Origin of the sequence: Pseudomonas sp. TNT3 (assembly GCF_010095445.2) — a bacterium.
GTDB lineage: Bacteria > Pseudomonadota > Gammaproteobacteria > Pseudomonadales > Pseudomonadaceae > Aquipseudomonas.
On sequence record NZ_WFGV02000031.1, the window covers coordinates 49,378 to 75,613 of the forward strand.

Annotated in this window: 21 protein-coding genes and 1 pseudogene; 17 read left to right on the plus strand and 5 right to left on the minus strand. The window is 60.1% G+C overall.

Annotated features, from left to right (window positions below):
• The first annotated feature begins 166 nt into the window (after positions 1-166).
• The 3 genes from GBC55_RS18395 to GBC55_RS18405 are packed head-to-tail and all read left to right on the plus strand — an operon-like array spanning position 167 to position 8,598.
• Positions 167-2,200 (plus strand): methyl-accepting chemotaxis protein, encoded by a 2,034-nt coding sequence (locus GBC55_RS18395; RefSeq protein WP_235992767.1) that lies wholly within the window; start codon positions 167-169, stop codon positions 2,198-2,200.
• Positions 2,201-2,252: 52 nt separating this feature from the next.
• On the plus strand, positions 2,253-8,150 hold the full coding sequence (locus GBC55_RS18400) for an Hpt domain-containing protein (protein WP_162439343.1): 5,898 nt from the start codon (positions 2,253-2,255) through the stop codon (positions 8,148-8,150).
• On the plus strand, positions 8,143-8,598 hold the full coding sequence (locus tag GBC55_RS18405; RefSeq protein ID WP_162439342.1) for a chemotaxis protein CheW: 456 nt from the start codon (positions 8,143-8,145) through the stop codon (positions 8,596-8,598). Before GBC55_RS18400 ends, GBC55_RS18405 begins: the two co-directional genes overlap by 8 nt.
• Before the next feature lie 169 nt (positions 8,599-8,767).
• On the opposite strand, the gene GBC55_RS18410 is transcribed toward GBC55_RS18405, so the two are convergent.
• Entirely contained in the window at positions 8,768-9,142 is a 375-nt protein-coding gene (locus GBC55_RS18410) for a DUF6124 family protein (RefSeq protein ID WP_162439341.1), read from the minus strand.
• A gap of 617 nt (positions 9,143-9,759) precedes the next feature.
• On the opposite strand from GBC55_RS18410, the gene mdcA reads away from it, so the two are divergent.
• From mdcA to madM, 9 genes are all read left to right on the plus strand, one after another.
• Complete coding sequence (gene mdcA / locus GBC55_RS18415; RefSeq protein ID WP_247266949.1) at positions 9,760-11,430, plus strand: malonate decarboxylase subunit alpha; 1,671 nt, start codon at positions 9,760-9,762, stop codon at positions 11,428-11,430.
• Positions 11,430-12,305: a triphosphoribosyl-dephospho-CoA synthase gene (locus GBC55_RS18420; protein ID WP_162440891.1), complete on the plus strand. Its 876-nt coding sequence runs from the start codon at positions 11,430-11,432 to the stop codon at positions 12,303-12,305. Before mdcA ends, GBC55_RS18420 begins: the two co-directional genes overlap by 1 nt.
• A complete protein-coding gene (locus GBC55_RS18425) occupies positions 12,305-12,604 on the plus strand; it encodes a malonate decarboxylase subunit delta (protein ID WP_162440890.1) in 300 nt (99 codons plus the stop codon). Before GBC55_RS18420 ends, GBC55_RS18425 begins: the two co-directional genes overlap by 1 nt.
• Positions 12,597-13,448: a biotin-independent malonate decarboxylase subunit beta gene (locus GBC55_RS18430; RefSeq protein ID WP_162440889.1), complete on the plus strand. Its 852-nt coding sequence runs from the start codon at positions 12,597-12,599 to the stop codon at positions 13,446-13,448. Before GBC55_RS18425 ends, GBC55_RS18430 begins: the two co-directional genes overlap by 8 nt.
• Positions 13,445-14,248, plus strand: a complete 804-nt coding sequence (mdcE, locus tag GBC55_RS18435) for a biotin-independent malonate decarboxylase subunit gamma (protein WP_162440888.1) — start codon at positions 13,445-13,447, stop codon at positions 14,246-14,248. The genes GBC55_RS18430 and mdcE overlap by 4 nt, the downstream gene beginning before the upstream one ends.
• Positions 14,242-14,862: a malonate decarboxylase holo-ACP synthase gene (locus tag GBC55_RS18440; RefSeq protein ID WP_162440887.1), complete on the plus strand. Its 621-nt coding sequence runs from the start codon at positions 14,242-14,244 to the stop codon at positions 14,860-14,862. Before mdcE ends, GBC55_RS18440 begins: the two co-directional genes overlap by 7 nt.
• Complete coding sequence (mdcH, locus tag GBC55_RS18445; RefSeq protein ID WP_162440886.1) at positions 14,859-15,770, plus strand: malonate decarboxylase subunit epsilon; 912 nt, start codon at positions 14,859-14,861, stop codon at positions 15,768-15,770. The genes GBC55_RS18440 and mdcH overlap by 4 nt, the downstream gene beginning before the upstream one ends.
• A 64-nt stretch (positions 15,771-15,834) precedes the next feature.
• Entirely contained in the window at positions 15,835-16,227 is a 393-nt protein-coding gene (gene madL, locus GBC55_RS18450; RefSeq protein WP_162440885.1) for a malonate transporter subunit MadL, read from the plus strand.
• A 5-nt stretch (positions 16,228-16,232) separates the two neighbouring features.
• Positions 16,233-16,997 (plus strand): malonate transporter subunit MadM, encoded by a 765-nt coding sequence (madM, locus tag GBC55_RS18455; protein ID WP_162440884.1) that lies wholly within the window; start codon positions 16,233-16,235, stop codon positions 16,995-16,997.
• A gap of 112 nt (positions 16,998-17,109) precedes the next feature.
• On the opposite strand, the gene GBC55_RS18460 is transcribed toward madM, so the two are convergent.
• Positions 17,110-18,024 (minus strand): LysR substrate-binding domain-containing protein, encoded by a 915-nt coding sequence (locus tag GBC55_RS18460; RefSeq protein WP_162440883.1) that lies wholly within the window; start codon positions 18,022-18,024, stop codon positions 17,110-17,112.
• A 130-nt stretch (positions 18,025-18,154) separates the two neighbouring features.
• On the opposite strand from GBC55_RS18460, the gene GBC55_RS18465 reads away from it, so the two are divergent.
• Together GBC55_RS18465 and GBC55_RS18470 are read left to right on the plus strand one after the other, a co-directional pair.
• On the plus strand, positions 18,155-18,772 hold the full coding sequence (locus GBC55_RS18465) for a hemolysin III family protein (protein WP_162440882.1): 618 nt from the start codon (positions 18,155-18,157) through the stop codon (positions 18,770-18,772).
• Positions 18,773-18,879: 107 nt separating this feature from the next.
• The gene (locus GBC55_RS18470; protein ID WP_247266950.1) at positions 18,880-20,019 is read left to right on the plus strand and encodes an IS110 family transposase; all 1,140 of its coding nucleotides are present in this window, start codon (positions 18,880-18,882) and stop codon (positions 20,017-20,019) included.
• Positions 20,020-20,089: 70 nt separating this feature from the next.
• Here the strand turns inward: GBC55_RS18470 and GBC55_RS18475 are convergent, their stop codons facing one another.
• The gene (locus GBC55_RS18475; RefSeq protein ID WP_162440881.1) at positions 20,090-20,809 is read right to left on the minus strand and encodes a 16S rRNA (uracil(1498)-N(3))-methyltransferase; all 720 of its coding nucleotides are present in this window, start codon (positions 20,807-20,809) and stop codon (positions 20,090-20,092) included.
• A 178-nt stretch (positions 20,810-20,987) separates the two neighbouring features.
• Entirely contained in the window at positions 20,988-22,394 is a 1,407-nt protein-coding gene (locus GBC55_RS18480) for an adenosylmethionine--8-amino-7-oxononanoate transaminase (protein ID WP_162440880.1), read from the minus strand.
• A 220-nt stretch (positions 22,395-22,614) separates the two neighbouring features.
• Between GBC55_RS18480 and GBC55_RS18485 the strand changes: the two genes are divergently transcribed.
• The 3 genes from GBC55_RS18485 (at position 22,615) to GBC55_RS18495 (ending at position 25,840) form a co-directional block, all read left to right on the plus strand.
• Entirely contained in the window at positions 22,615-24,372 is a 1,758-nt protein-coding gene (locus GBC55_RS18485; protein ID WP_162440879.1) for a flavin monoamine oxidase family protein, read from the plus strand.
• A gap of 299 nt (positions 24,373-24,671) precedes the next feature.
• On the plus strand, positions 24,672-25,223 hold the full coding sequence (locus GBC55_RS18490; RefSeq protein ID WP_162440878.1) for a cytochrome b: 552 nt from the start codon (positions 24,672-24,674) through the stop codon (positions 25,221-25,223).
• 32 nt (positions 25,224-25,255) lie between these two features.
• On the plus strand, positions 25,256-25,840 hold the full coding sequence (locus GBC55_RS18495) for a YceI family protein (RefSeq protein WP_162440877.1): 585 nt from the start codon (positions 25,256-25,258) through the stop codon (positions 25,838-25,840).
• 146 nt (positions 25,841-25,986) lie between these two features.
• Here GBC55_RS18495 and GBC55_RS18500 read toward each other — a convergent pair.
• A pseudogene (locus GBC55_RS18500) lies at positions 25,987-26,236 on the minus strand (DEAD/DEAH box helicase); the annotation flags it as partial.

Below are 26,236 nucleotides of genomic sequence, written 5' to 3' on the forward strand. Positions count from 1 at the left end.
GTGGTTTTCAGATACACCGTGACGCGAACGTTTACGACCGCTGCGCGGTCGGACGCAGGCTTCGCCAGCTGCTACAAGGGGCCGCGTAGGTGTTGAGGATCGGCGGCGATAGAGAATTCAGCTGTTCAGGCGAGGACCGATGACAAAAGCAAAAACAGGCAAGTCAATGGAAGGGTCGCGCAGCCGCTCGCAGATCATCGTGCTGTTCATCGCGCTGATCATCTTCATCATGCTGCTCTTCGCCAACTTTGCTTACCTCAACACCCAAGCCACGTACGACAAACAGTACATCGGCCACGCCGGTGAACTGCGCGTGCTATCCCAGCGCATTGCCAAAAACGCCACCGAAGCCGCCGCCGGCAAGTCCGCCGCATTCAAGCTGCTCAGCGATGCACGCAATGACTTTGCCCAGCGCTGGAGTTACCTGAAAAAAGGCGACCCCTCCACCGGACTGCCGCCGGCGCCGTCCACCGTGCGCCCGGAAATGCGCGCCGTGCAGCTGGATTGGGAGCGCCTGCTGAAAAACACCGACACCATTCTCTCCAGCGAACAGACCGTATTGTCGCTGCATCAAGTCGCGGCGACGTTGGCCGAAACCGTGCCGCAATTGCAGGTCGAGTACGAAAAAGTCGTCGAGATTCTTCTACAGCGCGGTGCACCGGCCGCCCAGGTCGCGATGGCTCAACGTCAATCGCTGCTGGCCGAGCGTATTTTGGGCGCGGTGAATACCGTACTGGCCGGCGATGAAAGTTCGCAGCAAGCCGCCGACATCTTCGGACGTGACGCAGCGCGATTCGGCCAAGTGCTCAACGGCATGCTTCAGGGCAATCCGGCGCTGAAAGTCAGCCAGGTCGAAGACCGCGATGCGCGAGCGCGTCTGATCGAGATTTCCGAGCTGTTTGAGTTTGTCTCGGGCTCTGTCGATGAAATCCTCGAAACCTCACCGGAGCTGTTCAAGGTCCGTGAGTCCGCCACCAACATTTTCAGCCTGTCGCAAACCCTGCTCGACGAAGCTTCACACCTGGCCACCGGTTTTGAGAACCTGGCCGGCGGGCGCACCACCGACACCATCGGCGGCTACGTACTGGGGCTGCTGGCTCTGGCGTCGATCATCCTCATCGGCATGGTGATGGTGCGTGAAACCAATCGTCAGCTGCGGGAAACGGCCGAGAAGAACGAGCGCAACCAGACCGCGATCATGCGCCTGCTCGACGAAATCGAAGACCTGGCTGACGGTGACCTCACGGTGACGGCCTCGGTGACGGAAGACTTCACCGGCTCCATCGCTGACTCGATCAACTATTCCGTGGACCAGCTGCGGGACCTGGTCGCCACCATCAACCTGACGGCCGGCCAGGTCGCGGCTGCCGTGCAGGAAACCCAGGCCACCGCCATGCATCTGGCGCAGGCGTCGGAGCATCAGGCCCAGCAGATTTCCGAAGCGTCCACGGCCATCAATGACATGGCGCAGTCCATCGACCAGGTATCAGCCAACGCCGCGGAATCTTCGGCGGTGGCCGAGCGTTCGGTGGAAATCGCCAACAAGGGCAACGAGGTGGTGCACAACACTATCCACGGCATGGACAACATCCGTGAACAAATTCAGGACACCGCCAAACGCATCAAGCGCCTGGGCGAGTCTTCGCAGGAAATCGGCGATATCGTCAGTCTGATCGATGACATTGCCGATCAGACCAACATCCTCGCCTTGAACGCAGCCATCCAGGCGTCGATGGCCGGTGACGCCGGACGCGGTTTTGCGGTGGTCGCCGATGAAGTGCAGCGCCTCGCCGAGCGTTCCTCCGCCGCGACACGGCAGATCGAAACCCTGGTGCGGGCGATTCAGACCGACACCAACGAAGCGGTCATCTCCATGGAGCAGACCACCACCGAAGTGGTGCGCGGAGCACGCCTGGCGCACGATGCCGGCGTGGCCCTGGAAGAAATCGAAGGCGTTTCGAAAACCCTCGCGGCGCTGATCCAGAGTATTTCCAACGCCGCCCAGCAGCAGACGTCTTCGGCCGGACAGATTTCCCTGACGATGAACGTAATCCAGCAAATCACCTCGCAGACCTCGTCAGGTTCCACCGCTACCGCCGAGAGCATCGGCAACCTGGCGAAAATGGCCAGTCAGCTGCGGCGCTCGGTGTCCGGTTTCACCTTGCCGGCGGCCAAATCGCAAGCAGCGGATAAAGTGTGAAGCGCCAACAGGCGTATGCTTTTTTTTGAGAGGGGCAGTGAGCGGAGTGGTTATGGGTGATCGGCACGACTATGTGGCCCTCGAGTGGGTCAAGGGTGAGATTGCCGAAACGCTGAGGCAGGCGGCTCTTCACCTGGAAAGCATGGCCATCGACGAGGAGCAGACAACGCCTGCGCTCGGTGAATGCCTGGCGTGCATCCATCAGGTCCATGGCGTGCTGCAGATGGTCGAGTTCTACGGCGCGGCGTTGCTCGCCGAAGAGATGGAACAGCTGACCCTGGCGCTGTTGCAGAACCGCGTCAGCCATCGTGATGAAGCGATCCACCTGCTGTTGCAAGCCCTCGGGCAGTTGCCGATCTACCTCGATCGGGTACAAGGCGCACGGCGGGACCTGCCGCTGGTGGTGCTGCCTCTGATCAATGATTTGCGTAGCGCGCGTGGCGAGAGCCTGCTGTCAGAAACCAGTCTGTTCAGCCCGCAACTGCCGGACTTGCCCGCGCTGGACGAAGAAGAACTCGCGCTTCTGGAGCCGGCGGAATTACCCAACGTATTACGCAAGTTGCGGCAGATGCTGCAGATGGCGCTGGTCGGTTTGCTACGCGAGCAGGAGGACGATACTCACCTTGGCTACCTGGCCAAGGTCTTTGCGCGCCTGGAAGGCATCTGTGGCGATGCGCCGCTGAGCCCTTTGTGGCAAGTGGCTTCGGCGTTGGTCGAAGGCATGCGCGGCGGTGCCATTGCTAACAGTCCGGCATTGCGCAGCCTGTTCAAGGACGCGGACAAAGAACTCAAGCGCCTGCTCGAACAGGGCATGCGCGGCATCAACCAACCAGCGCCTCCAGAGTTGCTCAAGAGTTTGCTGTTCTACATTGCCAAAGCCGACCACCCCACCGGGCAGATGCTGACCATGAAAGATCGCTACTCACTGGACGACGCATTGCCTGACAGCGCAATGGTCGACGAAGAACGCGCCCGGTTGGCCGGCCCCGACCGCGATGCCATGCGTTCGGTGCTGGCGGCGCTCTGCGAAGAACTGGTGCGGGTGAAAGAGCGCCTGGACCTGTTCGTCCGCAGCGACCGCCAGCACACGTCGGACCTCGAAAGCCTGCTGTCGCCCCTGCGACAAATCGCCGATACCCTGGCGGTGCTGGGATTTGGCCAGCCGCGCAAGGTCATCATCGATCAACTGGCGGTAGTACTGAGCCTCGTTCAAGGCCAGCGCGAACCCAGCGATGCCGTTCTCATGGACGTCGCCGGTGCCTTGCTCTACGTCGAAGCCAACCTGTCCGGCATGGTCGGCACCGTTGAGCCGGAAAGCCAGGAAGACAGCCGCCTGCCGACCACCGACCTGACCCAGATCCACCAGATCGTCATCAGGGAGGCGCGCATCTGCCTGCAACAGGCCAAGGACATGATCGTCGACTACATCGACGCCGACTGGGACCGCCAGCACTTGCAGCCATTGCCGGCCTTGCTGACACAGGTGCGTGGGGCGCTGGCGATGATTCCATTGAGCCGCGCAGCCAGCCTGATCGAATCCTGCAATCACTTCATTCGCGAGCACTTGTTGCTGGACCCGGACCAGCCCGGCTGGCAGGAACTGGACAGCCTCGCCGACGTTATCACCAGCATCGAATATTACCTGGAGCGTCTCAGTGATGACCCGGAGGCTCCGGGGGAGCACCTGCTCGACGTGGCGCAAAAAGGCCTGGCTGCCCTGGGTTTCTTCCCCAACGAGCGGCATGTGCCGGTGCTGGAAGATGTGCTGAGCCCCAGCGAAGCGCAGGTGATGCAGGAACAGCAGGCGCTGGAAGATCCAGACGTGGTCCAGACCTTGGCCGATGTATTGGCCAGTCCCGTTTCCACCGTGAATCCCCCCGCCCTGAACACGCCTGGCAGTCTGCTCCCGCCACCCGCGGACGAAGAGCCGGTAGACGATGAATTGCGTGAAGTGTTCCTCGAAGAAGCTGAAGAAGTTCTGGATACCCTTCGCGAATATTTGCCGCGCTGGACCGCCACACCCGAGAGCACATCGGCCCTGAGTGAATTACGCCGGGCCTTTCACACCTTGAAAGGCAGTGGCCGGATGGTCCGGGCATTGGTGTTGGGCGAGCTGGCCTGGGCGGTAGAGAACCTGCTCAATCGCGTGCTCGAACACAGCGTCAAACCCGGGCCTGCGGTGAATCAGCTGCTGGATGATGTGATGCAATTGCTGCCGGAACTGGTGGCTGAATTTGCGAGCAACACCCAGCGCCAACGTAATGATGTCGACCAATTGGCCGCCCGAGCGCATGCCCTGGCCAAAGGCGTTGAACCGCTGCTGGACGAGGACGTGCAAGACGTCGCCGCGCTCGATCCCCTGCTGCTGGAGATCTTCCGCAACGAAGCCGAAACCCATCTGGCCAGCCTCAACCGATTCCTCGAACAAGCCGCCGAGCATGTGCCGTTGCAGGCCAGCGACGACTTGCAGCGCGCCTTGCATACCCTCAAGGGCAGCGCCTCGATGGCCGGCGTTTTGCCGATTGCCGAACTGGCGGCGCCGCTGGATCAACTGGCTCGCGAGTACAAGGCGCATCTGTTAGCGCTGGACCTGGACGAAGTCGAGTTGTTGCTGGAGGCCGAAGGCTTGTTCCGGCTCGGATTGCGCCAGCTGAAAATCGATCCACTGGCTGACATTCCCGGTGCGCGTACCTTGATCGAAAGAACCCAGGCACTGCTGGCCGAGCGTCTGGAAACCCTTTTGAATGCACCGCATACCCGGATGCGCATCAAGCGTGATCCGCAACTGATCAACAACTTCCTCGCCCAAGGCATGGACATCCTGCTGGACGCTGAAAGCCTGTTGCAACGCTGGCAGCAACATCCGGGCGAGCGCCAGGAACTCAGTGCACTACTGGATGAATTGACCACCCTTGGCGAAGGCGCGCACCTGGCTGATCTGCACCCGGTGGATGAACTCTGCGAAGCCTTGCTCGACCTGTATGGCGCGGTGGAAGAAAGCAGTCTGGCAGTCAGCGACCGGTTTTTTCACGAAGCGCAAAGTGCCCATGAAGCGTTGATCAACATGCTCGACGAACTGGCGGCGGGCCAGGAAGTCAGCCCTCAACCGGAGCGAGTGCGAGCCTTGCGCGGCTTGCTCGATGAGAGTCTTGATCCCTCGGCGATGGGCCTGATTCGCAGCGACGGCAGCCGCACCTTGAGCATCCGTGAACTGGGCAGTGCCACCGCCGAACTGGCGAAGACCGAATCTCCTGCCGAGCGCGACGATGCAATCGTGTCGATCTTTCTTGAGGAAGCGGTCGATATTCTCGAGAGCGCCGGGCAGGCCTTGCAACGCTGGTTGAGTGATCCGGACAACGCCGCGCCGCTGCTGTCTCTGCAGCGTGATCTGCACACCCTCGAAGGCGGTGCGCGGATGGCCGGAATCGAGCCGGTGGGCGATCTGGCCCATGAGCTGGAAGGCCTTTACCAAGGGTTGGCAGACCGCCGTTACAGCCACAACGACGTGTTGGCGCAGCTGCTTGAGCACAGCCATGACCGCCTCGCACAGCTGCTTGAGCAGTTGCACAGTCACACGCCGTTGGACAATCCGGATGAGCTGATCGAGGCCATCCGTGAGTACCGCCAGCACAATGTCGCCAGTGCGGAAGTCGCGCAAACAACACCCGTCAGCGATTCCCCGGGCCATGATCCCGAGTTGCTCGATATCTTCCTGGAAGAAGGTTTCGACATCATCGAAAACTCCGGCGCCGCGTTGGTGCGCTGGCAGGCGGAACCGTCGAACCGCCAGGAAGTGGAAACCCTGCTGCGGGATTTGCACACCCTCAAGGGCGGGGCACGGATGGTGGAAATCGCACCCATCGGCGACCTGGCCCATGAGCTGGAAACCCTTTACGAAGGCTTGTCCGCGGGTGTGTTGCAACCGACCGGGGCGTTGTTCGCCCTGTTGCAAAGCAGCCATGACCGACTGGCCCAAATGCTCGACGCGGCCCGCGCTGGCCAACCCTTGCCGCCGGCCGACCGGCTGATTGATGCGATCAGGAATTTCAGTCATCCGGCAGTACCTGACGTCGCGGTGGTCGCACCCGCCGCGCTCAAGCCCGAACCGCCGATCCTGCAGCCCGATATCGGCGCGGACATGGTCAAGGTCTCGGCGGAACTGCTCGACGATCTGGTCAACCTGGCGGGTGAAACGTCGATATTCCGTGGCCGCATCGAGCAACAGGTCAACGATGCCCGCGTGGCCCTGAGCGAGATGGAAACCACCATCGAGCGGATGCGCGATCAGCTGCGTCGGCTCGATACGGAAACCCAGGGACGCATCCTCAGCCGGCAGCAGGTCGAAGCCGAACGCCTGGGTTACGAGGAATTCGATCCGCTGGAAATGGACCGCCATTCGCAACTGCAGCAACTCTCACGCGCGTTGTTCGAATCCGCCTCCGACTTGCTCGATCTCAAGGAAACACTCGACCGGCGCAATCAGGACGCGCAGAACCTGCTGCAACAGCAGGGCCGCATCAATACCGAATTGCAGGAAGGCCTGATGCGTACGCGCATGGTGCCGTTCGAGCGAATGTTGCCGCGGTTGAAACGCATCGTCCGCCAGGTCTCCAGTGAGTTGGGCAAGGACGTGGAATTCATCGTCGGCAACGCTGAAGGCGAGATGGACCGCAACGTGCTCGAACGCATGGCGGCACCCTTGGAACACATGCTGCGCAACGCGGTGGACCATGGGCTGGAATCCACCGAAGCACGCATTGCGGCGGGTAAGCCGGCTCAAGGCATGATCACCCTGGACCTGTCGCGAGAGGGTGGCGACATCATTTTCGACATCCGCGACGACGGCGCCGGCGTGCCGCTGGACGCCGTGCGCCGCAAAGCGATCAAGCGGGGTTTGCTGGCGCCCGACAGCGATATCAGTGACCGCGACGTGCTGCAATTCATCCTGCAACCGGGGTTCTCGACAGCGGAAAAAATCACCCAGATTTCCGGGCGTGGCGTGGGCATGGACGTGGTCCATGAAGAGGTGCGGCAACTGGGCGGCAGCATGAGCATCGACTCCCGGCCGGGGCAGGGCGTGCATTTTCGGATTCGCCTGCCCTTCACGGTGTCGGTCAACCGGGCATTGATGGTGCAGTGCGGTGAGGATCAATACGCGATCCCGCTGAACACTATCGACGGCATTGTTCGCGTGCTGCCCAACGAACTCGAAGGGCATTACCGGCTGGATCCGCCGACTTATAAATACGCCGGACAGCACTATGAATTGTGCTACCTGGGTGAGCTGCTCAAAACCAGCTCTCGCCCGAAACTGTTGGGCCAGAGCCTGCCATTACCGGTGTTGCTGGTGCAGTGCAACGAGCGTCACATCGCTGTGCAGGTCGATGCCATGGCCGGGACTCGTGAGATCGTGGTCAAAAGCCTCGGTCCGCAATTTGCGGCCGTGAAAGGCTTGTCGGGGGCGACCATTCTGGGTGATGGCCGGGTGGTGCTGATTCTTGATCTGCTGGCGCCGCTGCGCGCCATGCAGGCCCGTGTCCCGCAGGCCAATGACGATGCGGAAGTCGAACCGCACAAGCCATTGCTGGTGCTGGTGGTCGACGACTCGGTCACGGTGCGCAAGGTGACGAGTCGCCTGCTCGAACGCCACGGCATGAACGTGCTCACGGCCAAGGACGGTGTCGACGCCATGCTCCTGCTCGAAGAACACCTGCCTGACCTGATGCTGCTGGACATCGAAATGCCGCGCATGGACGGTTTCGAGGTGGCCGCACAGATTCGTGCCGACGAACGTTTGCAGCACCTGCCCATCATCATGATCACCTCCCGCACCGGCCAGAAACACCGCGACCGTGCCATGGCCATCGGCGTCAATGACTACCTGGGCAAGCCGTATCAGGAATCGGTGTTGCTCGACAGCATCGCCTTGTGGAGCAAACCCCATGCTTGAACACCGCACCAGCAACCTCACCGGACTGCTGCTGCCCCTGGCAGATCGCAACCTGATCCTGCCCAACGTCGCGGTCGCCGAGCTGATCGACTATCAGCCCGGTGCTTTCGATCTGGATACACCACCGTGGTACCTGGGGCGAGTGACGTGGCGGGATCGGCACATTCCATTGCTCAGTTTCGAAGCGGCGTGTGGAAGCAAAATCGTTATCGGGGACCGTGCGCGGATCGTCATCCTCAACGCACTGGGTGGGCGGCCGGAGCTGCGGTTCATCGCACTGCTGGTACAAGGGATTCCCAGGTCCTGCAAGCTGGACAGTCAGCTGAGCTATGTGGATGTGCCGTTGTGCGCGCTGGAAATGGCGGCGGTGCAGGTGGGGGATCAGGTGGCGAAGGTGCCGGATTTGCTGGCGCTGGAAGAACTGCTAGTGAGTGCGGGTCTGGTCTGACCGGATCCCTGTGGCGAGGGAGCTTGTCGAATCGTCGCACCGTCCCGCTGGGTCGCGAAGCGGCCCCAAAACCTGCAATCGAGGTGTATCAGGTACACCGAGAACAATGGTTTTACGACTGCTGCGCAGCCGAGCGGGAGCGAGCTCCCTCGCCACTAGGGTTTCTGCGCTAAACCCTGGCCTGAGCCTTCATCTGCGCCGACTCGTGATGATCCAGCGCCCGCTCCACCAACAACTGCACCCCATCCGCCATGCGGCTGAGCGCCAAGGCTACAGAGCGGCGTGAGCCTTCCACATCGTCCGCCAGATCGGCAGCAATAGCGCTGATGGACAGCAGGTCTTCGGATGCATTTGCCAGAAGGGCTTCGGTGTCGATACCGGGGGAGACGCTGAAGAGTTGATGTTTGCGGCGCTTGCCCGGTTTTTCATGGGGTGGGAAGTAGCAGGAAAAGATGCGGTCGACGGCGTCCTTGAGTTTTTCAGCGTCGAGGGATGCTTCGGAGTCGGTGTCGGATTCCGGCGGGTTGGGAGTTGGTTTAAACATGGCAAAGATCCTTGTAGTGATGGAGCTGCCGTTTTTCGTTTTCCAGACGAAAAGGGTGGCAGCTGTACGCGGACTGGAAAAACCGAGAAAGGATCAAACCCGGCAGACCCGAAGGTCTCCCACGCACAGCCGCCATAACTTAGAACTACGGAGCAAAAAAGCGCGGCATTATGTCATGTGCATTGATCCTGTTCTTCGGGTTTTCCAGACCCGATCGCTGAATTGGCAGCGACCCGGAAACGATAAAGATCAACGCAAAACCGCACCAGTCGGCGGGTTCTGGCATTACTGTAGGCAGCGACGCCAGACTGCGTAGCCGCTCACCCTTCCTGCGGAGAAACTTTTAAACACAAATCCCCATTTGGCTGGTGAAGGTTGAAGAGTCCCAAAAAGGGACTGATAGGTCCTTTTTTGGGACTTGTCGATGATTGCCGTGGAGCTTTATCAGGACAGATAACCAGGTGTGTTCGAAATCCAGCTCCCTGGGGAGAAGTCTAGGGTGAGAGGTCGATCTCCAATCATTACTCTGACCGTAACTATCCGCCACTGCGCTTGATTGATGCTCCACTCCAACGCTCCTAAGGTGACCCCCACGATAGCGAACCCGTGGAGTGGTCATGACAACAACAATATCCCCCGACTCGCGATGGACGCGGCGGCGCAGCGAGAAGCAGCGGCGTCTGCAGTTGGTCAAGGATCTGGCCGACGGTGTGGTCCTTCCCACCGACAAGATCGTTGCCGCGCTTGAAGCGTTGATCCTGCCGGGCGACCGTGTGGTGCTCGAGGGCAACAACCAGAAGCAGGCGGATTTCCTTTCCCGTTCCCTGGCCAAGGCTGATCCCGCGAAGCTGCATGACTTGCACATGATCATGCCCAGCGTCGGTCGTTCCGAGCATCTGGACCTGTTCGAACGCGGCATTGCCCGCAAGCTCGACTTTTCGTTTGCCGGCACCCAAAGCCTGCGCATCAGCCAGTTGCTGGAAGACGGACTGCTGGAAATCGGCGCCATCCACACCTACATCGAACTCTATGCACGGCTGGTGGTGGACCTGATTCCCAACGTCGTGCTCTCGGCCGGCTTCATGGCCGACCGCGCCGGCAACATCTACACCGGCCCTAGCACCGAAGACACCCCGGCGCTGATCGAGCCGGCCGCGTTCAGCGACGGCATCGTGATCGTCCAGGTCAATCAGCTGGTGGACGATGTCAGCGAACTGCCCCGTGTCGACATCCCCGCGTCCTGGGTGGATTTCGTGGTGGTGGCGGACAAGCCTTTCTATATCGAACCCCTGTTCACCCGCGACCCGCGGCACATCAAGCCTGTGCATGTGCTGATGGCGATGATGGCAATCCGCGGGATCTACGAAAAACACAATGTCCAGTCGCTCAACCACGGCATCGGATTCAACACCGCCGCCATCGAATTGATCCTGCCGACCTACGGCGAGTCCCTTGGCCTGAAGGGCAAGATCTGCCGCAACTGGACCCTCAATCCCCATCCCACACTGATACCGGCGATTGAAAGCGGCTGGGTCGAAAGCGTGCATTGCTTCGGAACCGAACTGGGCATGGAAAACTACATTGCCGCCCGGCCAGACGTGTTCTTCACCGGGCGCGACGGTTCCCTGCGCTCCAACCGGATGTTCTGCCAACTGGCCGGGCAATACGCCGTGGACCTGTTCATCGGTGCGACCTTGCAAGTGGATGGCGACGGGCATTCATCCACCGTGACGCGTGGACGACTGGCTGGCTTCGGTGGCGCGCCGAACATGGGCCACGACCCGCGCGGTCGTCGCCATGGCACACCGGCGTGGCTCGACATGCGCCACGACGACGCGCCTGAAGCGCTGCTCGAGCGCGGTAAAAAACTCGTGGTGCAAATGGTCGAGACCTTCCAGGAGGGCGGAAAACCGACCTTTGTCGAAACCCTGGACGCTGTGGAAGTCGCGCGCAAAAGTGGCATGCCGTTGGCGCCGATCATGATCTACGGTGACGACGTCACGCACCTGCTGACCGAAGAAGGCATCGCTTATTTGTACAAGGCGCGCTCGCTCGAAGAGCGTCAGGCGATGATCGCCGCCGTCGCCGGAGTCACCACCATCGGGCTGCGCCACAACCCCAAAGACACCGCTCGCATGCGCCGTGAAGGCTTGATCGCCTTGCCCGAGGATCTCGGCATCCGCCGCACCGACGCCACTCGCCAATTGCTGGCGGCGAAAAGCGTCGCGGACCTGGTGGAGTGGTCCGGTGGCCTCTACAACCCGCCTGCCAAGTTCAGGAGTTGGTAATGCACGCATTCAATCTGCAACCCAAACCTTTAACCCTGGCCGAACGGCTGGCGGACCTTGCGGTGGACGCACTGATCGATGAAGCGGATCTGTCGCCGAAACCGGCGCTGGTCGACCGTCGCGGCAATGGCGCTCACACCGATTTGCACCTCGGACTGATGCACGCCTCGGCGCTGTCGTTGTGGCCGGCGTTCAAGGAAATGGCTGAAGCGGCCATCGAGCTTGGCGAAGTGAATGTGCAACTGCGCGAAGCCGTCGGGCGTATCGGCCGGGAAGGGGAGCACGCCATGCTCACCACCACGGCTGGTGTGAATACCCATCGTGGCGCTATTTGGGCCTTGGGTCTTTTGGTCACAGCCGCCGCTTTGGCGCCTCAAGCCAATGGCCCGCATAGCGTGGCCCTGCGAGCGGCGCGGTTAGCCCTGCTTGATGACCGACATGCGCCGCGCCCCCTGAGTCATGGCGCCCAGGTCGCCCAACGATACGGCGCACGCGGTGCCCGTGAAGAAGCGCAGCTGGGTTTCCCGGCCGTGATTCACCGCGCGTTGCCACAACTCAAACGCAGTCGTGCCGCTGGAGGCGGCGAGCAGAATGCCCGCCTCGATGCGTTGCTGGCGATCATGACTCAACTGTCCGATACCTGCGTGCTGTACCGCGCCGGTGAGCAGGGTTTGCACGCCATGCAGGCTGGCGCCCAAGCGGTGCTCGACAAAGGTGGCAGCGCCAGCCTCGCCGGTCGCCGTCATTTGCATGAACTCGACCAACAACTTATCGCATTGAATGCCTCGCCCGGCGGTGCCGCAGACCTGCTCGCCGCCTGCCTGTTCCTCGATCGCATCGAGTCCGGCGCCGGCATTATCCAGGGAGCGTCCTGATGGAAACCTTATCTTTTGAATTCCCCGCCGGTCAGCCACCTCGTGGCCGCACGCTGGTGGGCTGTGTCGGCTCGGGCGATCTGGAAGTGCTGATCGAGCCCGGTCAGGCGGGCAAGTTGAAGATCCAGGTTCAGACCTCGGTCAACGGTAGTGAGCAGCGCTGGCAGCATCTGTTTGCGCGCATGTTCGAAGGCCAGACACCCCCGGCGATGGACATCGATATCCACGATTTCGGCGCGACCCCGGGCGTGGTGCGTCTGCGTCTGGAACAGGGCTTTGAGGAGATCGGCCATGACTGACAACGCAGCGCTTGCCCACAAACACAGCTTCGTCGAACTCGGCGCGCGACAACGGGCGAAAGCCTTGCTCGATGCCGGCACTTTTCGCGAACTGCTCGACCCCTTCCAACGCGTCATGTCGCCGTGGTTATCGCGCCAGGGCGTGGTGCCACAAGCCGATGACGGTGTGGTTATCGCCAAGGGCAGCCTCGGCGGATTACCCGTGGTCATCGCCGCTATCGAAGGCGCATTCCAGGGCGGCAGCCTGGGGGAAGTCGGCGGGGCCAAGATTGCCGGTGCGCTGGAACTGGCGGCCGAAGACAACCGCAAGGGCACGCCGACCCGTGCCGTATTGCTGCTGGAAACCGGGGGCGTGCGGTTACAGGAAGCCAACCTCGGTCTGGCCGCGATTGCCGATATTCACGCGGCCATTGTCGATCTTCAGCAGTACCAGCCTGTCGTCGGCGTCGTGGCGGGCAGCGTCGGGTGCTTTGGCGGGATGTCGATTGCCGCCGGGCTCTGCAGCTATCTGGTGGTGACGCGCGAAGCACGGCTTGGCTTGAACGGTCCGCAAGTGATCGAACAGGAAGCGGGACTTGAGGAATACGACTCACGTGATCGTCCTTTCATCTGGAGCCTGACCGGCGGCGAGCAGCGTTTCGCCAGCGGTCTGGTAGACCGCTACGTCGCCGACGACGTCGTGCAGATCCAGCAACACGTCAGTCAGTTGCTCAAGCAAGGGTTGCCGGCACAACCGCGCAGCCATCAGGCCGAACTGTATCTGCAACGCCTGGCCCGTCTGGACGCCGTACCGCAAATCGAGCCGGCGACGGTTCGCGATCTGTATCAAGGAGAGCGCTCATGAGTTCCTATTCAGTGCGAGGCTTGAACTGGTTCGAGGCCTTGAGTGCCGGCGCAAAATCGGTTGAAGGTTTGCCGCCCTCGCTAAAGGTCGCTGATGGCGTAATGGGTGATCAAACTGTTCGGTTCATTGCCGTTGTGGCCGATCCCGACAACCGTTTTGTGCGCGCTCGCAATGGCGAAGTCGGCCTGCTGGAAGGGTGGGGGCTGGCCAAGGCTGTGGATGAAGTCATCGCAGCCGATCAGGACACACCGCACAAACGCGCGGTGATCGCTATTGTCGATGTGCCCAGTCAGGCCTACGGCCGACGCGAAGAAGCGCTCGGCATTCACCAGGCGCTGGCGGGTGCGGCAGACAGTTACGCCCGCGCTCGATTGGCTGGTCACGCGGTGATCGGGTTGTTGGTGGGCAAGGCGATGTCGGGTGCGTTTCTGGCTCATGGTTACCAGGCCAACCGGCTGATCGCGCTGCGGGATCCGGGGGTGATGGTGCATGCCATGGGCAAGGCATCGGCCGCGCGCGTGACGTTGCGCAGCGTCGAAGAACTTGAAGCCCTGGCCGCCAGTGTGCCGCCGATGGCCTATGACATCGACAGCTATGCCAGCCTTGGATTGCTCTGGGAAACCTTGTCGGTGGAGCGCATCGAACAACCCACCGCTGCTGATCTGAGCCGCGTGACTGAATGCCTGAGCCAGGCGATTGCTGATGTCGCTGTCAGCGGTCGCGACCTGAGCAGCCGTTTGGGCGCGAGCAATCGTGCCGCCTCGAGCCAGGTTCGCCAACTGTTGAGAGCACAGTGGTGAACGCGATTCTGGCCCATGACCTGCTCTGGGGAATGACCCCGGAGCAGTTGCCGGCGGACACGCCTGCGTGGGTGATCGATTCGATCGACGCAGGGCAGCCAGTGGTGGTTCGACGGGCGTTGTGCGCGGCGGGCGAAATCCCGGTCGGGGTGCGTGGGCGTTTGCGTGAACAGCGCTTTGCAACGGTCATGCGGGTCGACGGGATTCAGCGACGCGTCAAGCCGGAAGCGCTGTGTCACGTCTTGATCGAACGGGATCTGCCGGCAGTACGCGCCCTCGATCAACTGCGACCGATGCTTGACGACTGCGGTTGGGTCTGGGGTGTCAGTGGCAGTGCCGGGTTCGAGCTGGCCAGCGGTATTGAGGCATTGCACCCGCAGAGTGACCTCGACTTGATCCTGCGTACGCCGCAACCAGTGTGTCGGTCGCAAGCCCAGGAACTGGTGAACCTGCTGGACGCTGCGTTATGCCCGGTGGACATGCAGTTGCAGACGCCTTTCGGCGCCGTCGCATTGCGCGAGTGGGCCGGTTCTACGCGAAAAGTCCTGCTCAAAAGTGCTATCGGTGCCTGCCTGGTCGACGATCCCTGGAACCCACAGGAGCAGGCAGCGTGAGCAGTTTGCTGGTGTTCCCGGGACAAGGCGCGCAGCAGCCGGGCATGCTCCATCGTTTACCCCACGAGACGGTTCGCGAGGCGAGCGAAGCGCTGGGTGAAGATGTTTTGCTGCTGGATGACGCCGACGCTTTGAAGTCGACGAGGTCTGTGCAGCTGTGCCTGCTGATCGCCGGCGTGGCGGCTTCGCGTCAGTTAGCAATGACAGCGGATTACGTGGCCGGCTTATCCATTGGCGCTTATCCCGCCGCCGTGGTGGCTGGTGCCTTGAGCTTCAGTGATGCGCTGCATCTGGTCAGCCTGCGCGGTGAGCTGATGCAGCAGGCTTATCCACGGGGCTACGGGATGACTGCGATCATCGGCCTTGATCTGGCCACGGTAGAAGGTTTGCTGGCGCAGGTTCACGGTGTCGACGCACCGGTCTACCTGGCCAACATCAACGCCGATAACCAGGTGGTCATTGCTGGCAGCGATGACGCGATGCAAGCGGTTGCGGCGCTGGCAAGAGATCAAGGTGCAGGCCTGGCCAAACGCCTCGCGGTCAGCGTTCCGTCGCACTGCCCGTTGCTGGAAGGCCCGGCCAAAACCCTGGCGCAAGCGTTCACCGAGGTGCCGATGAAAACGCCGGTGTTGGGCTACCTGAGCGGTAGTCGCGCCCGGCCAATCATCAACACCGATGCCTTGCGCGACGACCTGGCGTTCAACATGTGCCGCGTCGTCGATTGGCGCGGCACCGTGCAAAGCGCCTACGAACGTGGGGTTCGTCTGCAGATCGAACTGCCGCCTGGCGCGGTGCTGACGGGACTGGCGCGTCGGGTATTCGAGCAAGGCACCGTCATCGCTTTCGATGGCGCGCGGCTCGATACCCTGCAAGCGCTTTTGCGTGAGGAGGGAAGCCGCCAACACTAGATCTGCGACTCAGGCTTCGAACAACAAAAACAATATTCGACGATGCACTTTGAGGACTACAACAATGATTATCTACGGTGTGGCGTTTCTCGCCTTTTGTACCCTGGTGGGAATTTTCATCGGTGAACTGCTCGGCAAGCTAATCGGCATTCCGGCCAATGTGGGGGGTGTCGGGATTGCGATGCTGCTGTTGATCGGCCTGGGCAGCTACCTCAACAAAAGCGGATGGTTCAAAGGCAAGACCGAACAGGGCGTGGAGTTCTGGAGCGCAATCTACATCCCGATTGTCGTGGCCATGGCGGCGCAGCAGAACGTGTACGGCGCACTAAAGGGTGGCCCGATGGCGATTCTCGCAGGGACGGTGGCGGTGATCATTGCCTTTGCGATGGTGCCGGTGCTGGTGCGTATCGGCAATAAAGAGCCGGCTACGGTCACTCCTCCGAAGACAGTAGGGTGATCGCCATGTACGAATCGTTGATGAAGGTGATTACCGGTTACGGCATGATCAGTGGCTTTTTGATTGTTGGCGTGACTATGTGGGTGTCCTACTGGATTTCCAATACGTTCACCAAGGGACGCCTGCACGGCTCAGCCATCGCCATTCTTCTTGGCCTGTTGCTGTCGTATGTAGGCGGTGCGTTGACCGGCGGACAAAAAGGTGTGGTGGACATTCCGTTGTTGTCCGGGATCGGTCTGCTCGGTGGCGCGATGTTGCGTGACTTCGCCATTGTCGCCACGGCGTTTGGCGTGAGTGTCGATGAGCTCAAGCGTGCCGGGTTTGTTGGAGTGCTGGCGCTGTTTGTCGGGGTCGCTACCTCGTTCATTGCCGGTGTCGGGGTGGCCATGGCGTTCGGTTACACCGATGCTGTGAGCCTGACCACTATCGGTGCTGGCGCGGTGACCTATATCGTCGGCCCGGTGACCGGTGCGGCTATCGGCGCGAGTTCCGAGGTGATGGCGCTGTCGATTGCGGCCGGTTTGATCAAGGCGATTCTAGTGATGGTCATGACGCCGTTCGTGGCGCCGATGATTGGCCTGAACAATCCGCGCAGCGCGGTGATCTTCGGTGGCCTGATGGGCACGTCCAGCGGGGTGGCCGGTGGGTTGGCGGCGACTGATCCGAAACTGGTGCCCTATGGCTGCCTGACGGCGGCGTTCTATACCTCGCTGGGGTGTTTGCTCGGGCCTTCGGTACTGTTTCTGATCATGCGCGGGTTGATGGGGTAGGTCATCGGCTCATCGTTGAATGTGCTGACGCCATCGCGGGCAAGCCACGCTCCCACAGGGATATGCGCACTCTGTGGGAGCGTGGCTTGCCCGCGATGCAGGCGACACGGTTTCAGGCTTGCCGATTGGCATACATCCGACACTCCGCCAGCAACGCCAGCAAATTCGGATCGCGCTCCTTGGCCTTCAGGAACACCACGCCAATGTGCTGCTGCAGCCGGTACTTTTCCTGCAGTGGAATCAGCTTCACCCGGTTCTCATACACCGCCGCAATTCGCCCTGGCAGCAACGCATAACCCACCCCGGAGCTGACCATGCTCAGCAGGGTAAAGATGTCGTTGACCTGCATCGCCACCTTCGGCTCGAACCCCGCCTGCTCGAAAACCCGCTTGCCGTCCTGATGGGTGGCGAAGCCTTGGGTCAGGGTGATGAAGGTTTCATCCCGCACTTCGGCAAGGTCGACTTCAGTCCTGTTGGCAAACTTCGAATCGGCCGGCGTGGCCAGGAAGATATCGTCGGAAAACAGCGGAATGTGCTCGCAGTCCGGGTCGTTGATGCTGTCGTCCAGGGACACCAGAATCGCGTCGACTTCCATGTTCTTGAGCTTGTACAGCAAGTCGAAATTGGAGCCCAGAATCAGATCGATGTTGAGTTCGCTGCGGCGAATTTTCAGGCCCATGATCAGCTGGGGCACGGTCTTCACCGTCAGCGAATACAGTGAGCCCAGCTTGAAACGCTCGGCAGAGAAACCGGCGGCCTCGCGGGTGAGGCGCACGCTTTCCACGACGTCCTGAATGAGTTTCTGCGCCCGCTCTTCCAGCACATAAGCGCTCTCAAGTGGCGTGAGATTGCGGCCTTCGTGCTTGAACAACGGGCAACGCAGGGCGCTTTCAAGGGAATGGATGGCGCGGTGCACGCTGACGTTACTGGTCTGCAACTCGGCAGCGGCTCGCGCCAGGTTGCCGGTACGCATAAAGGCCAGGAACACCTCGAGTTTTTTCAGGGTCAACTCTTCGTCGATCAGCATGATGGGGACTCTTATTCGAATGGCTCGATTGTGCACGCATACGAGGGATTTGTTTTTTGAAACATTGCGCTTTTAGCCTCAAGGCCTGAGCCTTGCTCAATGCTGTGACGAATTAAGAGGTGTGCAATACATGTATCACGGGGAAAAATTGAACGCCTGGACGCATCTGGTCGGGGCGGTTGCGGCATTTGTCGGTGTGGTGTGGATGCTGGTCATTGCCAGCCTGGACGGCAGTCCGTGGAAGATTGTCAGTGTGGCGATCTACGGGTTTACGTTGCTGGTGCTGTACAGCGCCTCGACGGTTTACCACAGCGTGCGCGGGCGCAAGAAAGCGATCATGCAGAAGGTTGATCACTTTTCGATCTATCTTTTGATTGCCGGCAGCTACACGCCGTTCTGCCTGGTGACCCTGCGCGGGCCATGGGGCTGGACGTTGTTCGGGATTGTCTGGGGGCTGGCGCTGATCGGCATCCTGCAAGAGATCAAGCCGCGATCCGAAGCGCGCGTTCTGTCGATCGTGATTTATGCGGTGATGGGCTGGATTGTGCTGGTGGCGGTCAAGCCGCTGATGGCGGCGCTGGGTGGCGTCGGGTTTGCCTGGTTGGCAGCGGGGGGGATTCTGTACACCGTGGGCATTGTCTTTTTTGCCCTCGATCATCGCCTGCGCCATGCCCACGGGATCTGGCATCTGTTCGTGATCGCCGGGAGTTTGCTGCATTTTGTGGCGATATTCTTTTATGTCCTTTGAAGGAAAGATCAAAAGATCGCAGCCTGCGGCAGCTCCTTGTATCTCGACTATCGCTCCATCAGGAGCGATAGTTCTCGACTGATCATCGAGGGAGGGATCTGGAAGCCGTGCAGCTCCTTAGGCTTCTTGCCTGTGACGTAGATTGTGCTCCAACCCTCCACACTCACTCGTACAGTTCGAACGGTATCTTGGGCCCGTCTCTGGCGAGAGCCCGCATTCACAAGGTTGGACAGAGTGCAGTGATGATCGAAATTGATCTAATTGGGGAGACGGTAATGTCCAGTTTCGTCGGCGTCGATGTCGCAAAAAACACCTTTGATATCGCTACACATTCGCCAAACGGCAAGCACAAAACCAAGGCCAAACTGGCTAACGAAACCAAGGGTTTCAAAGAGTTTGAAGCCTGGTTACATAAGCAAGTCGAGCCTTCTGCCCTGATCGTGATGGAAGCCACCAGCGTCTATCACTTGGAGCTCGCTGAGTTCGTCTACAACAAGGGCTACAGGGTTTGCGTGGTCAATCCAGCCACGACCAATGCGTATGCAAAAAGCGAATTACGTCGGATCAAAACCGATAAAAGCGATGCAAAGCTGATTGCCGACTTCGCCAAAGAAAAACATGAAAAGCTGCAGCTCTGGGCACCGGAGCCGCTGAAGTATCGCCAGTTGAAAGCCATGGTGCGCCGCCTGGATGACCTTCAGGAAATGGAGCAAATGGAGCTCAACCGTCTCGATGTGTCTGATGAGAAGGTCAAAAATTCGATCAATTCCGTGCTACGTCACATCGAAAAAGAGATCGCTGAAACGCATAAGGCGATCAAAAAACACATCGATGATGACCCGGACATGCGCCAGATGCGCGACTTGATCGTGACCATCGACGGTATCGGGCAGAAAACACTTGAGCGGCTGCTGGCCGAGCTGGGTGACTTGCGCAAATATGCCAATCCTCGCCAACTGGTCGCAGCTGCCGGGTTGAACCCCAAGCTGCAGGACTCGGGGCTGCTCAAAGGCCGCACCGTGATCTCGAAGATTGGCTCCGCACGCGTGCGGGCAGGCCTTTACATGCCCGGATTAGTCGCACTGAAGCATAACAAGGCGATCATGGACATGAAGGATCGCTTGAAGGCCAACGTCAAGGCCCCCAAGCAGATCATCTGTGCCGCGATGCGCAAACTGCTGCATTTCGTTTACGGCGTGCTCAAGTCGGGCCAACCATATGACCCGAAACTTGCGCTTGCTCAGTGAGATTCAAGACGGTATCTACAGGTGTAATGCGTTCCCATGTAGGAGCTGCCGCAGGCTGCGATCTTTTGATCTAGAAATCACCCCACAGCTGCTGCGCCACCGCCAGCGCCACAACCGGCGCGGTCTCGGTTCGCAACACCCGCGGACCAAGACGCGCAGCATGGAAGCCTGCATCTTTGGCCTGATCAACCTCAGCATCCGACAACCCACCCTCGGGCCCGATCAGAAACGCGAGGGTAGCCGGTTTCGCATGACTGACCAGCGGCTCGGCCACCGGGTGCAGCACCAGTTTCAGCTCGGCTTGCGTCTGCTTCAACCAATCGGCCAGCAGTAGCGGGGGATGAATCACCGGCACCCGCGAACGCCCACATTGCTCGCAGGCGCTGATCGCTACCTGGCGCCAGTGCATCAGGCGTTTGTCGGCGCGTTCATCTTTTAATCGGACTTCACAGCGGTCGCTGAAGATCGGGGTGATTTCGGTCACGCCCAGTTCGGTGGCTTTCTGAATCGCCCAGTCCATCCGCTCGCCACGGGACAGACCCTGGCCGAGATGGATCTGCAGCGGCGACTCGACCTGACCAGGAAAGCTTTCATCGATCTGCACCACGACGCGCTTCTTGCCGACGTCGACCAGCCGAGCGCGAAACTCGTCGCCCGAGCCGTCGAACAGCTGCAACGCATCGCCTTCGGCCATGCGCAGCACACGGCTGATGTAGTGCGCCTGGGCCTCAGGCAATTCGTGTTCGCCGATGCTCAGGGGGGCGTCGATAAAGAAGCGGGACAGTCTCATGCTGGGTCTCTACTGAATCAGTAAGTTGGATCAAGTCGCAAATGTGGCTGGTTTTTGTGGCGAGGGAGTTTACTCCCGCTGGACTGCGCAGCAGTCCCCTTCTTTTCAGATAGAGAGGGGGGGCCGCTTCGCAGCCCAGCGGGAGCAAGCTCCCTCGCCACAGGGGGGGGCGTGACTTCTAGCCCGGATCACGGAAACCCGGATGAAAGTCTTTCGGCACCGACACGCTGACGCTGTCACGCGTTGCGATATCGATGCCTTCGCTGGCCACTTCGGCCAGGAAGTCGATCTGCTCTGGCGTAATGACATACGGCGGCAGGAAATACACCACGCTGCCCAACGGACGCAACAGGGCGCCACGCTCCAGTGCATGCTGGAACACCTTCAAGCCGCGGCGTTCCTGCCATGGATAAGCTTCCTTGGTGGCCTTGTCCTTGACCATCTCGATGGCCAGCACCATGCCGGTCTGGCGCACTTCCGAGACATTGGGGTGATCGACCAGGTGCGCGGTGGAGGAAGCCATGCGCTGCGCCAGCGCCTTGTTGTTTTCGATGACGTTGTCTTCTTCGAAAATATCCAGCGTCGCCAATGCCGCGGCGCATGCCAGGGGATTGCCGGTGTAGCTGTGGGAGTGCAGGAATGCGCGCAGCGTCGGGTAGTCGTCGTAGAAAGCGCTGTAGACGTCTTCGGTGGTCACGCACGCGGCCAGTGGCAGGTAGCCACCGGTCAGGGCTTTGGACAGGCACAGGAAATCCGGACGGATGCCGGCCTGTTCACACGCGAACATGGTGCCGGTGCGGCCAAAGCCGACGGCGATTTCGTCGTGGATCAGGTGCACGCCATAACGGTCGCAGGCTTCCCGCAGCAGCTTGAGGTACACCGGGTGGTACATGCGCATGCCGCCAGCGCCCTGGATCAACGGCTCGACGATCACGGCAGCGACGGTGTCGTGGTTGTCCGCGAGGGTCTGTTCCATGGCGGCAAACATGTTGCGCGAGTGCTCTTCCCAGCTCATGCCTTCCGGGCGCAGGTAGCAATCGGGGCTTGGCACCTTGATGGTGTCGAGCAACAACGCCTTGTAGGTTTCCGTGAACAGCGGCACGTCGCCCACCGACATCGCCGCCATGGTTTCGCCGTGGTAGCTGTTGGTCAGGGTGACGAAGCGCTTTTTGTTCGGCTGGCCGCGATTGAGCCAGTAGTGAAAGCTCATCTTCAGCGCAACTTCGATGCAGGACGAACCGTTATCGGCGTAGAAGCATCGGGTCAGGCCTTCCGGCGTCATCTTCACCAGGCGCTCGGACAACTCGATCACTGGCTGGTGGCTGAAACCGGCGAGGATCACGTGCTCCAGCTGATCGACCTGATCCTTGATGCGTTGATTGATCCGTGGGTTGGCATGGCCGAACACATTGACCCACCAGGAACTGACGGCGTCGAGGTAGCGTTTACCTTCGAAGTCTTCAAGCCACACGCCTTCACCGCGCTTGATCGGGATCAGCGGCAGTTGTTCGTGGTCTTTCATCTGGGTGCAGGGATGCCACAACACGGCGAGATCGCGCTGCATCCACTGATTATTCAGGCCCATGTTCAGTCTCCTCGAGGCTTCCTGCGACATGCGCGGAAATACAATCGCGCAAGCCTATGCAATGCGCGGCATCGGAACAACCCATTGTGTCAATTGAGCTACTTTGTATAGGGCGATAGACGTCGCTGGCGGCCATTTGATGGCTGACGTATTCTTCGCCGTTCCTTGAGTCGTCTGACTCGAAAAAACTGTTTCCTTGTGTATTTCCGGAGTTCTCTGAATGTCTGCTGGTTGGCTGCGCGCCTGTGCGCTGGTGATGTTGGGGCTGTTCAGCGTGTCTGCGCTGGCCAAGGATAAAACGGCGATCGTGATCGGCGGGGGCCTGTCGGGCCTGACGGCTGCTTACGAACTGCAAAACAAGGGTTGGCAAGTAACCCTTCTGGAAGCCAAGCCGAGCCTGGGCGGGCGTTCCGGCATGGCCACCAGCGAGTGGATCGGTAACGACAAGACTCAGCCGGTGTTGAACAAGTACGTGTCGAACTTCAAGCTGAGCACCACGCCAGCGCCGGAATTCGTACGTACGCCAAGCTATCTGATCGACGGCGTGTATTACTCCGCCGCTGATCTGGCAACCAAGGATCCGACCACTGCCCAAGCGCTCAAGCGCTACGAAAAAACCGTGGATGATCTGGCGCGCTCGATCGAAGATCCACAGAACCCTGCTGCGAACAACACGCTGCACGCGCTGGATCAGATCAACGTATCCAACTGGCTCGACCGTCTGACGCTGCCTGCCACGGCCCGTCAGCTGATCAACCAGCAAATTCGCACCCGTTATGACGAACCTTCGCGTCTGTCGCTGCTGTACTTCGCACAGCAGAGCCGCGTTTACCTGGGGGTGTCTGACCGTGACCTGCGTGCGTCGCGCCTGCTCGGCGGTAGCCCGGTGCTGGCTCAGGCGTTCGTCAAACAGCTGAAAACGATCAAGACCAGTTCCCCGGTCTCGTCCATTACCCAGGACAAGGACGGCGTGACCGTCAAGGTCGGCAGCGTTGGCTATCAGGCGGACTACGTGATCGTGGCGGTGCCCTTGCGCGCACTGGCCAAGATTTCGATGATCCCGTCGCTGGATGCCCAGCACATGGGCGCGATCAAGGGCACCAACTACGGCTGGCGCGACCAGATCATGCTGAAATTCAAGACGCCGGTGTGGGAACCCAAGGCGCGCATGTCCGGCGAGATCTACAGCAATACCGGTCTGGGCATGCTGTGGATTGAGCCAGCGCTGAAGGGTGGCGCCAATGTGGTGATCAACCTGTCCGGCGATAACGCCCGCGTGATGCAGGCTTTCGGCGACAAGCAGATGGTCGATCAGGTGCTGATCCGTCTGCACGCGTTTTATCCACAGGCCCGTGGTTCGTTCACCGGTTATGAAATCCGCCGCTACAGCACCGACCCGTCGATGGGCGGTGCTTACCTGGCCTTCGGCCCAGGGCAGATCAGCAAGTACTGGCGCCTGTGGGAGCGTCCGTTGCAGCGCGTAGCGTTCGCTGGCGAACACACCGACACCTTGTACCCGGGCACGCTGGAAGGCGCATTGCGCACCGGTCAGCGCGCGGCGAGTCAGGTTGAAGACCTGGCCGCTGGCAAATCGTTTGAACCGGCGAAGGTTGTCCCGGCAGCGGCTGCTGTAGCGGCAGGTGCAGTGGCAGCGAAGAAGGGTAACTTCTTCACCAACCTGTTTGGCGGCTCGGATGATGACAAGAAGCCGGAGCCGGCCAAGGCTCCAGCGCCGGTCGCTCCAGTGGCTCCAACGCCTGCGCCGACCCCTGCACCTGCGCCGGTTGAAGCACCGAAGCCTGCGGCACCGGTAAAAGCCGAGCCTGCTAAAAAGGCGCCTGCGAAGGCACCGGTGAAGAAGCCGGTGGCAAAAACCGAGGCTAAAAAGGCTCCGGTGAAGAAGGCTGAACCGGCGAAGAAGCCAGCAGCCAAACCCGCTGCGACGACTCCGGCAGCGACAGATACCAAAGCGCAGTAAGGTTTTGGAGTGAAAAAAAGCGCGGCTTAAGGGCCGCGCTTTTTTTTGCCTGATAGATGGCTATCGCGAGCAGGCTCACTCCTACAGGGGACGTTTGCCATTGGTATCCGGCCCTGCTGTCGACATACATTTCCCTGCTCGCCACCAAACATCCCGCCACACTTTGGCCTTTAATCTTTCCTTAACTAAGCTATTTCAGACTCTTCATCGTATTTCTCGATATTTCAAAGCGAAATTTTCCGCTTTAATTCGATAGATAACTCGATAGTCTTGGTCGCAGTTCTCACGGGATTTGGGCAATGCAACTACGTAATTCTTCCTCGCGCTACGGTTGGGTCAGCGTCTTCATGCACTGGGGTGTGGCGCTGGCAGTCTTTGGATTGTTCGCGTTGGGCTTGTGGATGGTCGGTCTCGACTACTACAGCACCTGGCGCAAAGACGCGCCGGACCTGCACAAAAGCATAGGCCTGGTGTTGTTTGCCGTGATGCTGGTGCGGGTGGTGTGGCGTTTTATCAGCCCGCCGCCACCGACATTGGAAAGCTATAGCCGAGTGACGCGCCTTGGCGCCAAGCTCGGGCATTCGTTCCTCTACCTTGCCTTGTTTGCTGTGATGATTGCCGGTTACCTGATTTCCACCGCAGACGGTGTCGGTATTCCGGTGTTTGGCTTGTTCGAAGTGCCTGCACTGATTTCCGGGCTACCGGACCAGGCGGATACCGCCGGTGTCATTCACTTCTACCTGGCATGGGCGCTGGTAATTTTTTCCGGCCTCCATGCGTTGGCAGCATTGAAACACCACTTTATCGACCGTGATGCGACCCTGACGCGAATGCTGGGCCGCAAAGCTTGAAGTTCAACCTCGACTCCAAAGGAATAGAAAGCATGTTGAAAAAGACTCTCGCCGCTCTGGCAATTGGTTCTGCTCTGCTGTCCGCTAACGTGATGGCGGCTGACTACACTGTCGACAAAGAAGGCCAGCACGCCTTCGTTGACTTCAAGATCAGCCACCTGGGTTACAGCTACATCACCGGTACCTTCAAGGATATCGATGGCAAGTTCAGCTTCGATGCTGCCAAGCCTGAAGACAGCAAGATCGAATTCAATGTGAATACCGCCAGCGTATTCACCAACCATGCCGAGCGCGACAAGCACATCGCCAGCAAAGACTTCCTGGACGGGTCTAAAGCCAAGTTTGTTTCTACCAGCGTCAAATCCACCGGCAAAAACGCCGCTGGCAAAGACACTGCCGACGTGACCGGCGACCTGACCCTTCTTGGCGTCACCAAGCCGATCGTGGTCAAGGCCACTTTCCTGGGTGAAGGCAAGGATCCATGGGGCGGCTACCGTGCCGGCTTCGAAGGCACCACCAGCATCAAGCGTTCGGACTTCGGCAAGCAGAAAGACCTCGGCGCAGCGTCCGATGCAGTCGAGCTGTACATCTCGTTTGAAGGTGTGAAAGCGAAGTAATGCTGAGACTGTAGGAGCTGCCGCAGGCTGCGATCTTTTAAGATCAAGAGATCGCAGGCTTCGCCAGCTCCTACAAAAGCTTTTCCCAGCATCAAAAAAATGCCCCGGATCTCACGATCCGGGGCATTTTTTATTGCAGCGTCAAATCAGCGGTTGCGGGTCAGCAACGCTGGTTTCTCGCCGCGAGGACGGCCTGGCAATTGATCAAGCTGTTCAGGTGTCGGGAAACGATCAGTTTTCGACTCCTTGTGAATGATCTTCGGCGCTGGACCGCGCGGGTTCTGCACAGCTGGTTCAGAGCGCGGTTGGTCGTCACGAGCGGGACGACGGTTGCGGCCTTCTTCGCGACGGGCCTGACCGTCACGTGGAGCACCGCTGCGTGGGCCGCTGCGCTTG

Coding starts and splice junctions, on each gene's coding strand:
- GBC55_RS18395 (WP_235992767.1), top strand. CDS start 167: ATGGAAGGGTCGCGCAGCCGCTCGCAGATCATCGTGCTGTTCATCGCG.
- GBC55_RS18400 (WP_162439343.1), top strand. CDS start 2,253: ATGGGTGATCGGCACGACTATGTGGCCCTCGAGTGGGTCAAGGGTGAG.
- GBC55_RS18405 (WP_162439342.1), top strand. CDS start 8,143: ATGCTTGAACACCGCACCAGCAACCTCACCGGACTGCTGCTGCCCCTG.
- GBC55_RS18410 (WP_162439341.1), bottom strand. CDS start 9,142: ATGTTTAAACCAACTCCCAACCCGCCGGAATCCGACACCGACTCCGAA.
- mdcA (WP_247266949.1), top strand. CDS start 9,760: ATGACAACAACAATATCCCCCGACTCGCGATGGACGCGGCGGCGCAGC.
- GBC55_RS18420 (WP_162440891.1), top strand. CDS start 11,430: ATGCACGCATTCAATCTGCAACCCAAACCTTTAACCCTGGCCGAACGG.
- GBC55_RS18425 (WP_162440890.1), top strand. CDS start 12,305: ATGGAAACCTTATCTTTTGAATTCCCCGCCGGTCAGCCACCTCGTGGC.
- GBC55_RS18430 (WP_162440889.1), top strand. CDS start 12,597: ATGACTGACAACGCAGCGCTTGCCCACAAACACAGCTTCGTCGAACTC.
- mdcE (WP_162440888.1), top strand. CDS start 13,445: ATGAGTTCCTATTCAGTGCGAGGCTTGAACTGGTTCGAGGCCTTGAGT.
- madL (WP_162440885.1), top strand. CDS start 15,835: ATGATTATCTACGGTGTGGCGTTTCTCGCCTTTTGTACCCTGGTGGGA.
- madM (WP_162440884.1), top strand. CDS start 16,233: ATGTACGAATCGTTGATGAAGGTGATTACCGGTTACGGCATGATCAGT.
- GBC55_RS18460 (WP_162440883.1), bottom strand. CDS start 18,024: ATGCTGATCGACGAAGAGTTGACCCTGAAAAAACTCGAGGTGTTCCTG.
- GBC55_RS18465 (WP_162440882.1), top strand. CDS start 18,155: ATGTATCACGGGGAAAAATTGAACGCCTGGACGCATCTGGTCGGGGCG.
- GBC55_RS18475 (WP_162440881.1), bottom strand. CDS start 20,809: ATGAGACTGTCCCGCTTCTTTATCGACGCCCCCCTGAGCATCGGCGAA.
- GBC55_RS18480 (WP_162440880.1), bottom strand. CDS start 22,394: ATGGGCCTGAATAATCAGTGGATGCAGCGCGATCTCGCCGTGTTGTGG.
- GBC55_RS18485 (WP_162440879.1), top strand. CDS start 22,615: ATGTCTGCTGGTTGGCTGCGCGCCTGTGCGCTGGTGATGTTGGGGCTG.
- GBC55_RS18490 (WP_162440878.1), top strand. CDS start 24,672: ATGCAACTACGTAATTCTTCCTCGCGCTACGGTTGGGTCAGCGTCTTC.
- GBC55_RS18495 (WP_162440877.1), top strand. CDS start 25,256: ATGTTGAAAAAGACTCTCGCCGCTCTGGCAATTGGTTCTGCTCTGCTG.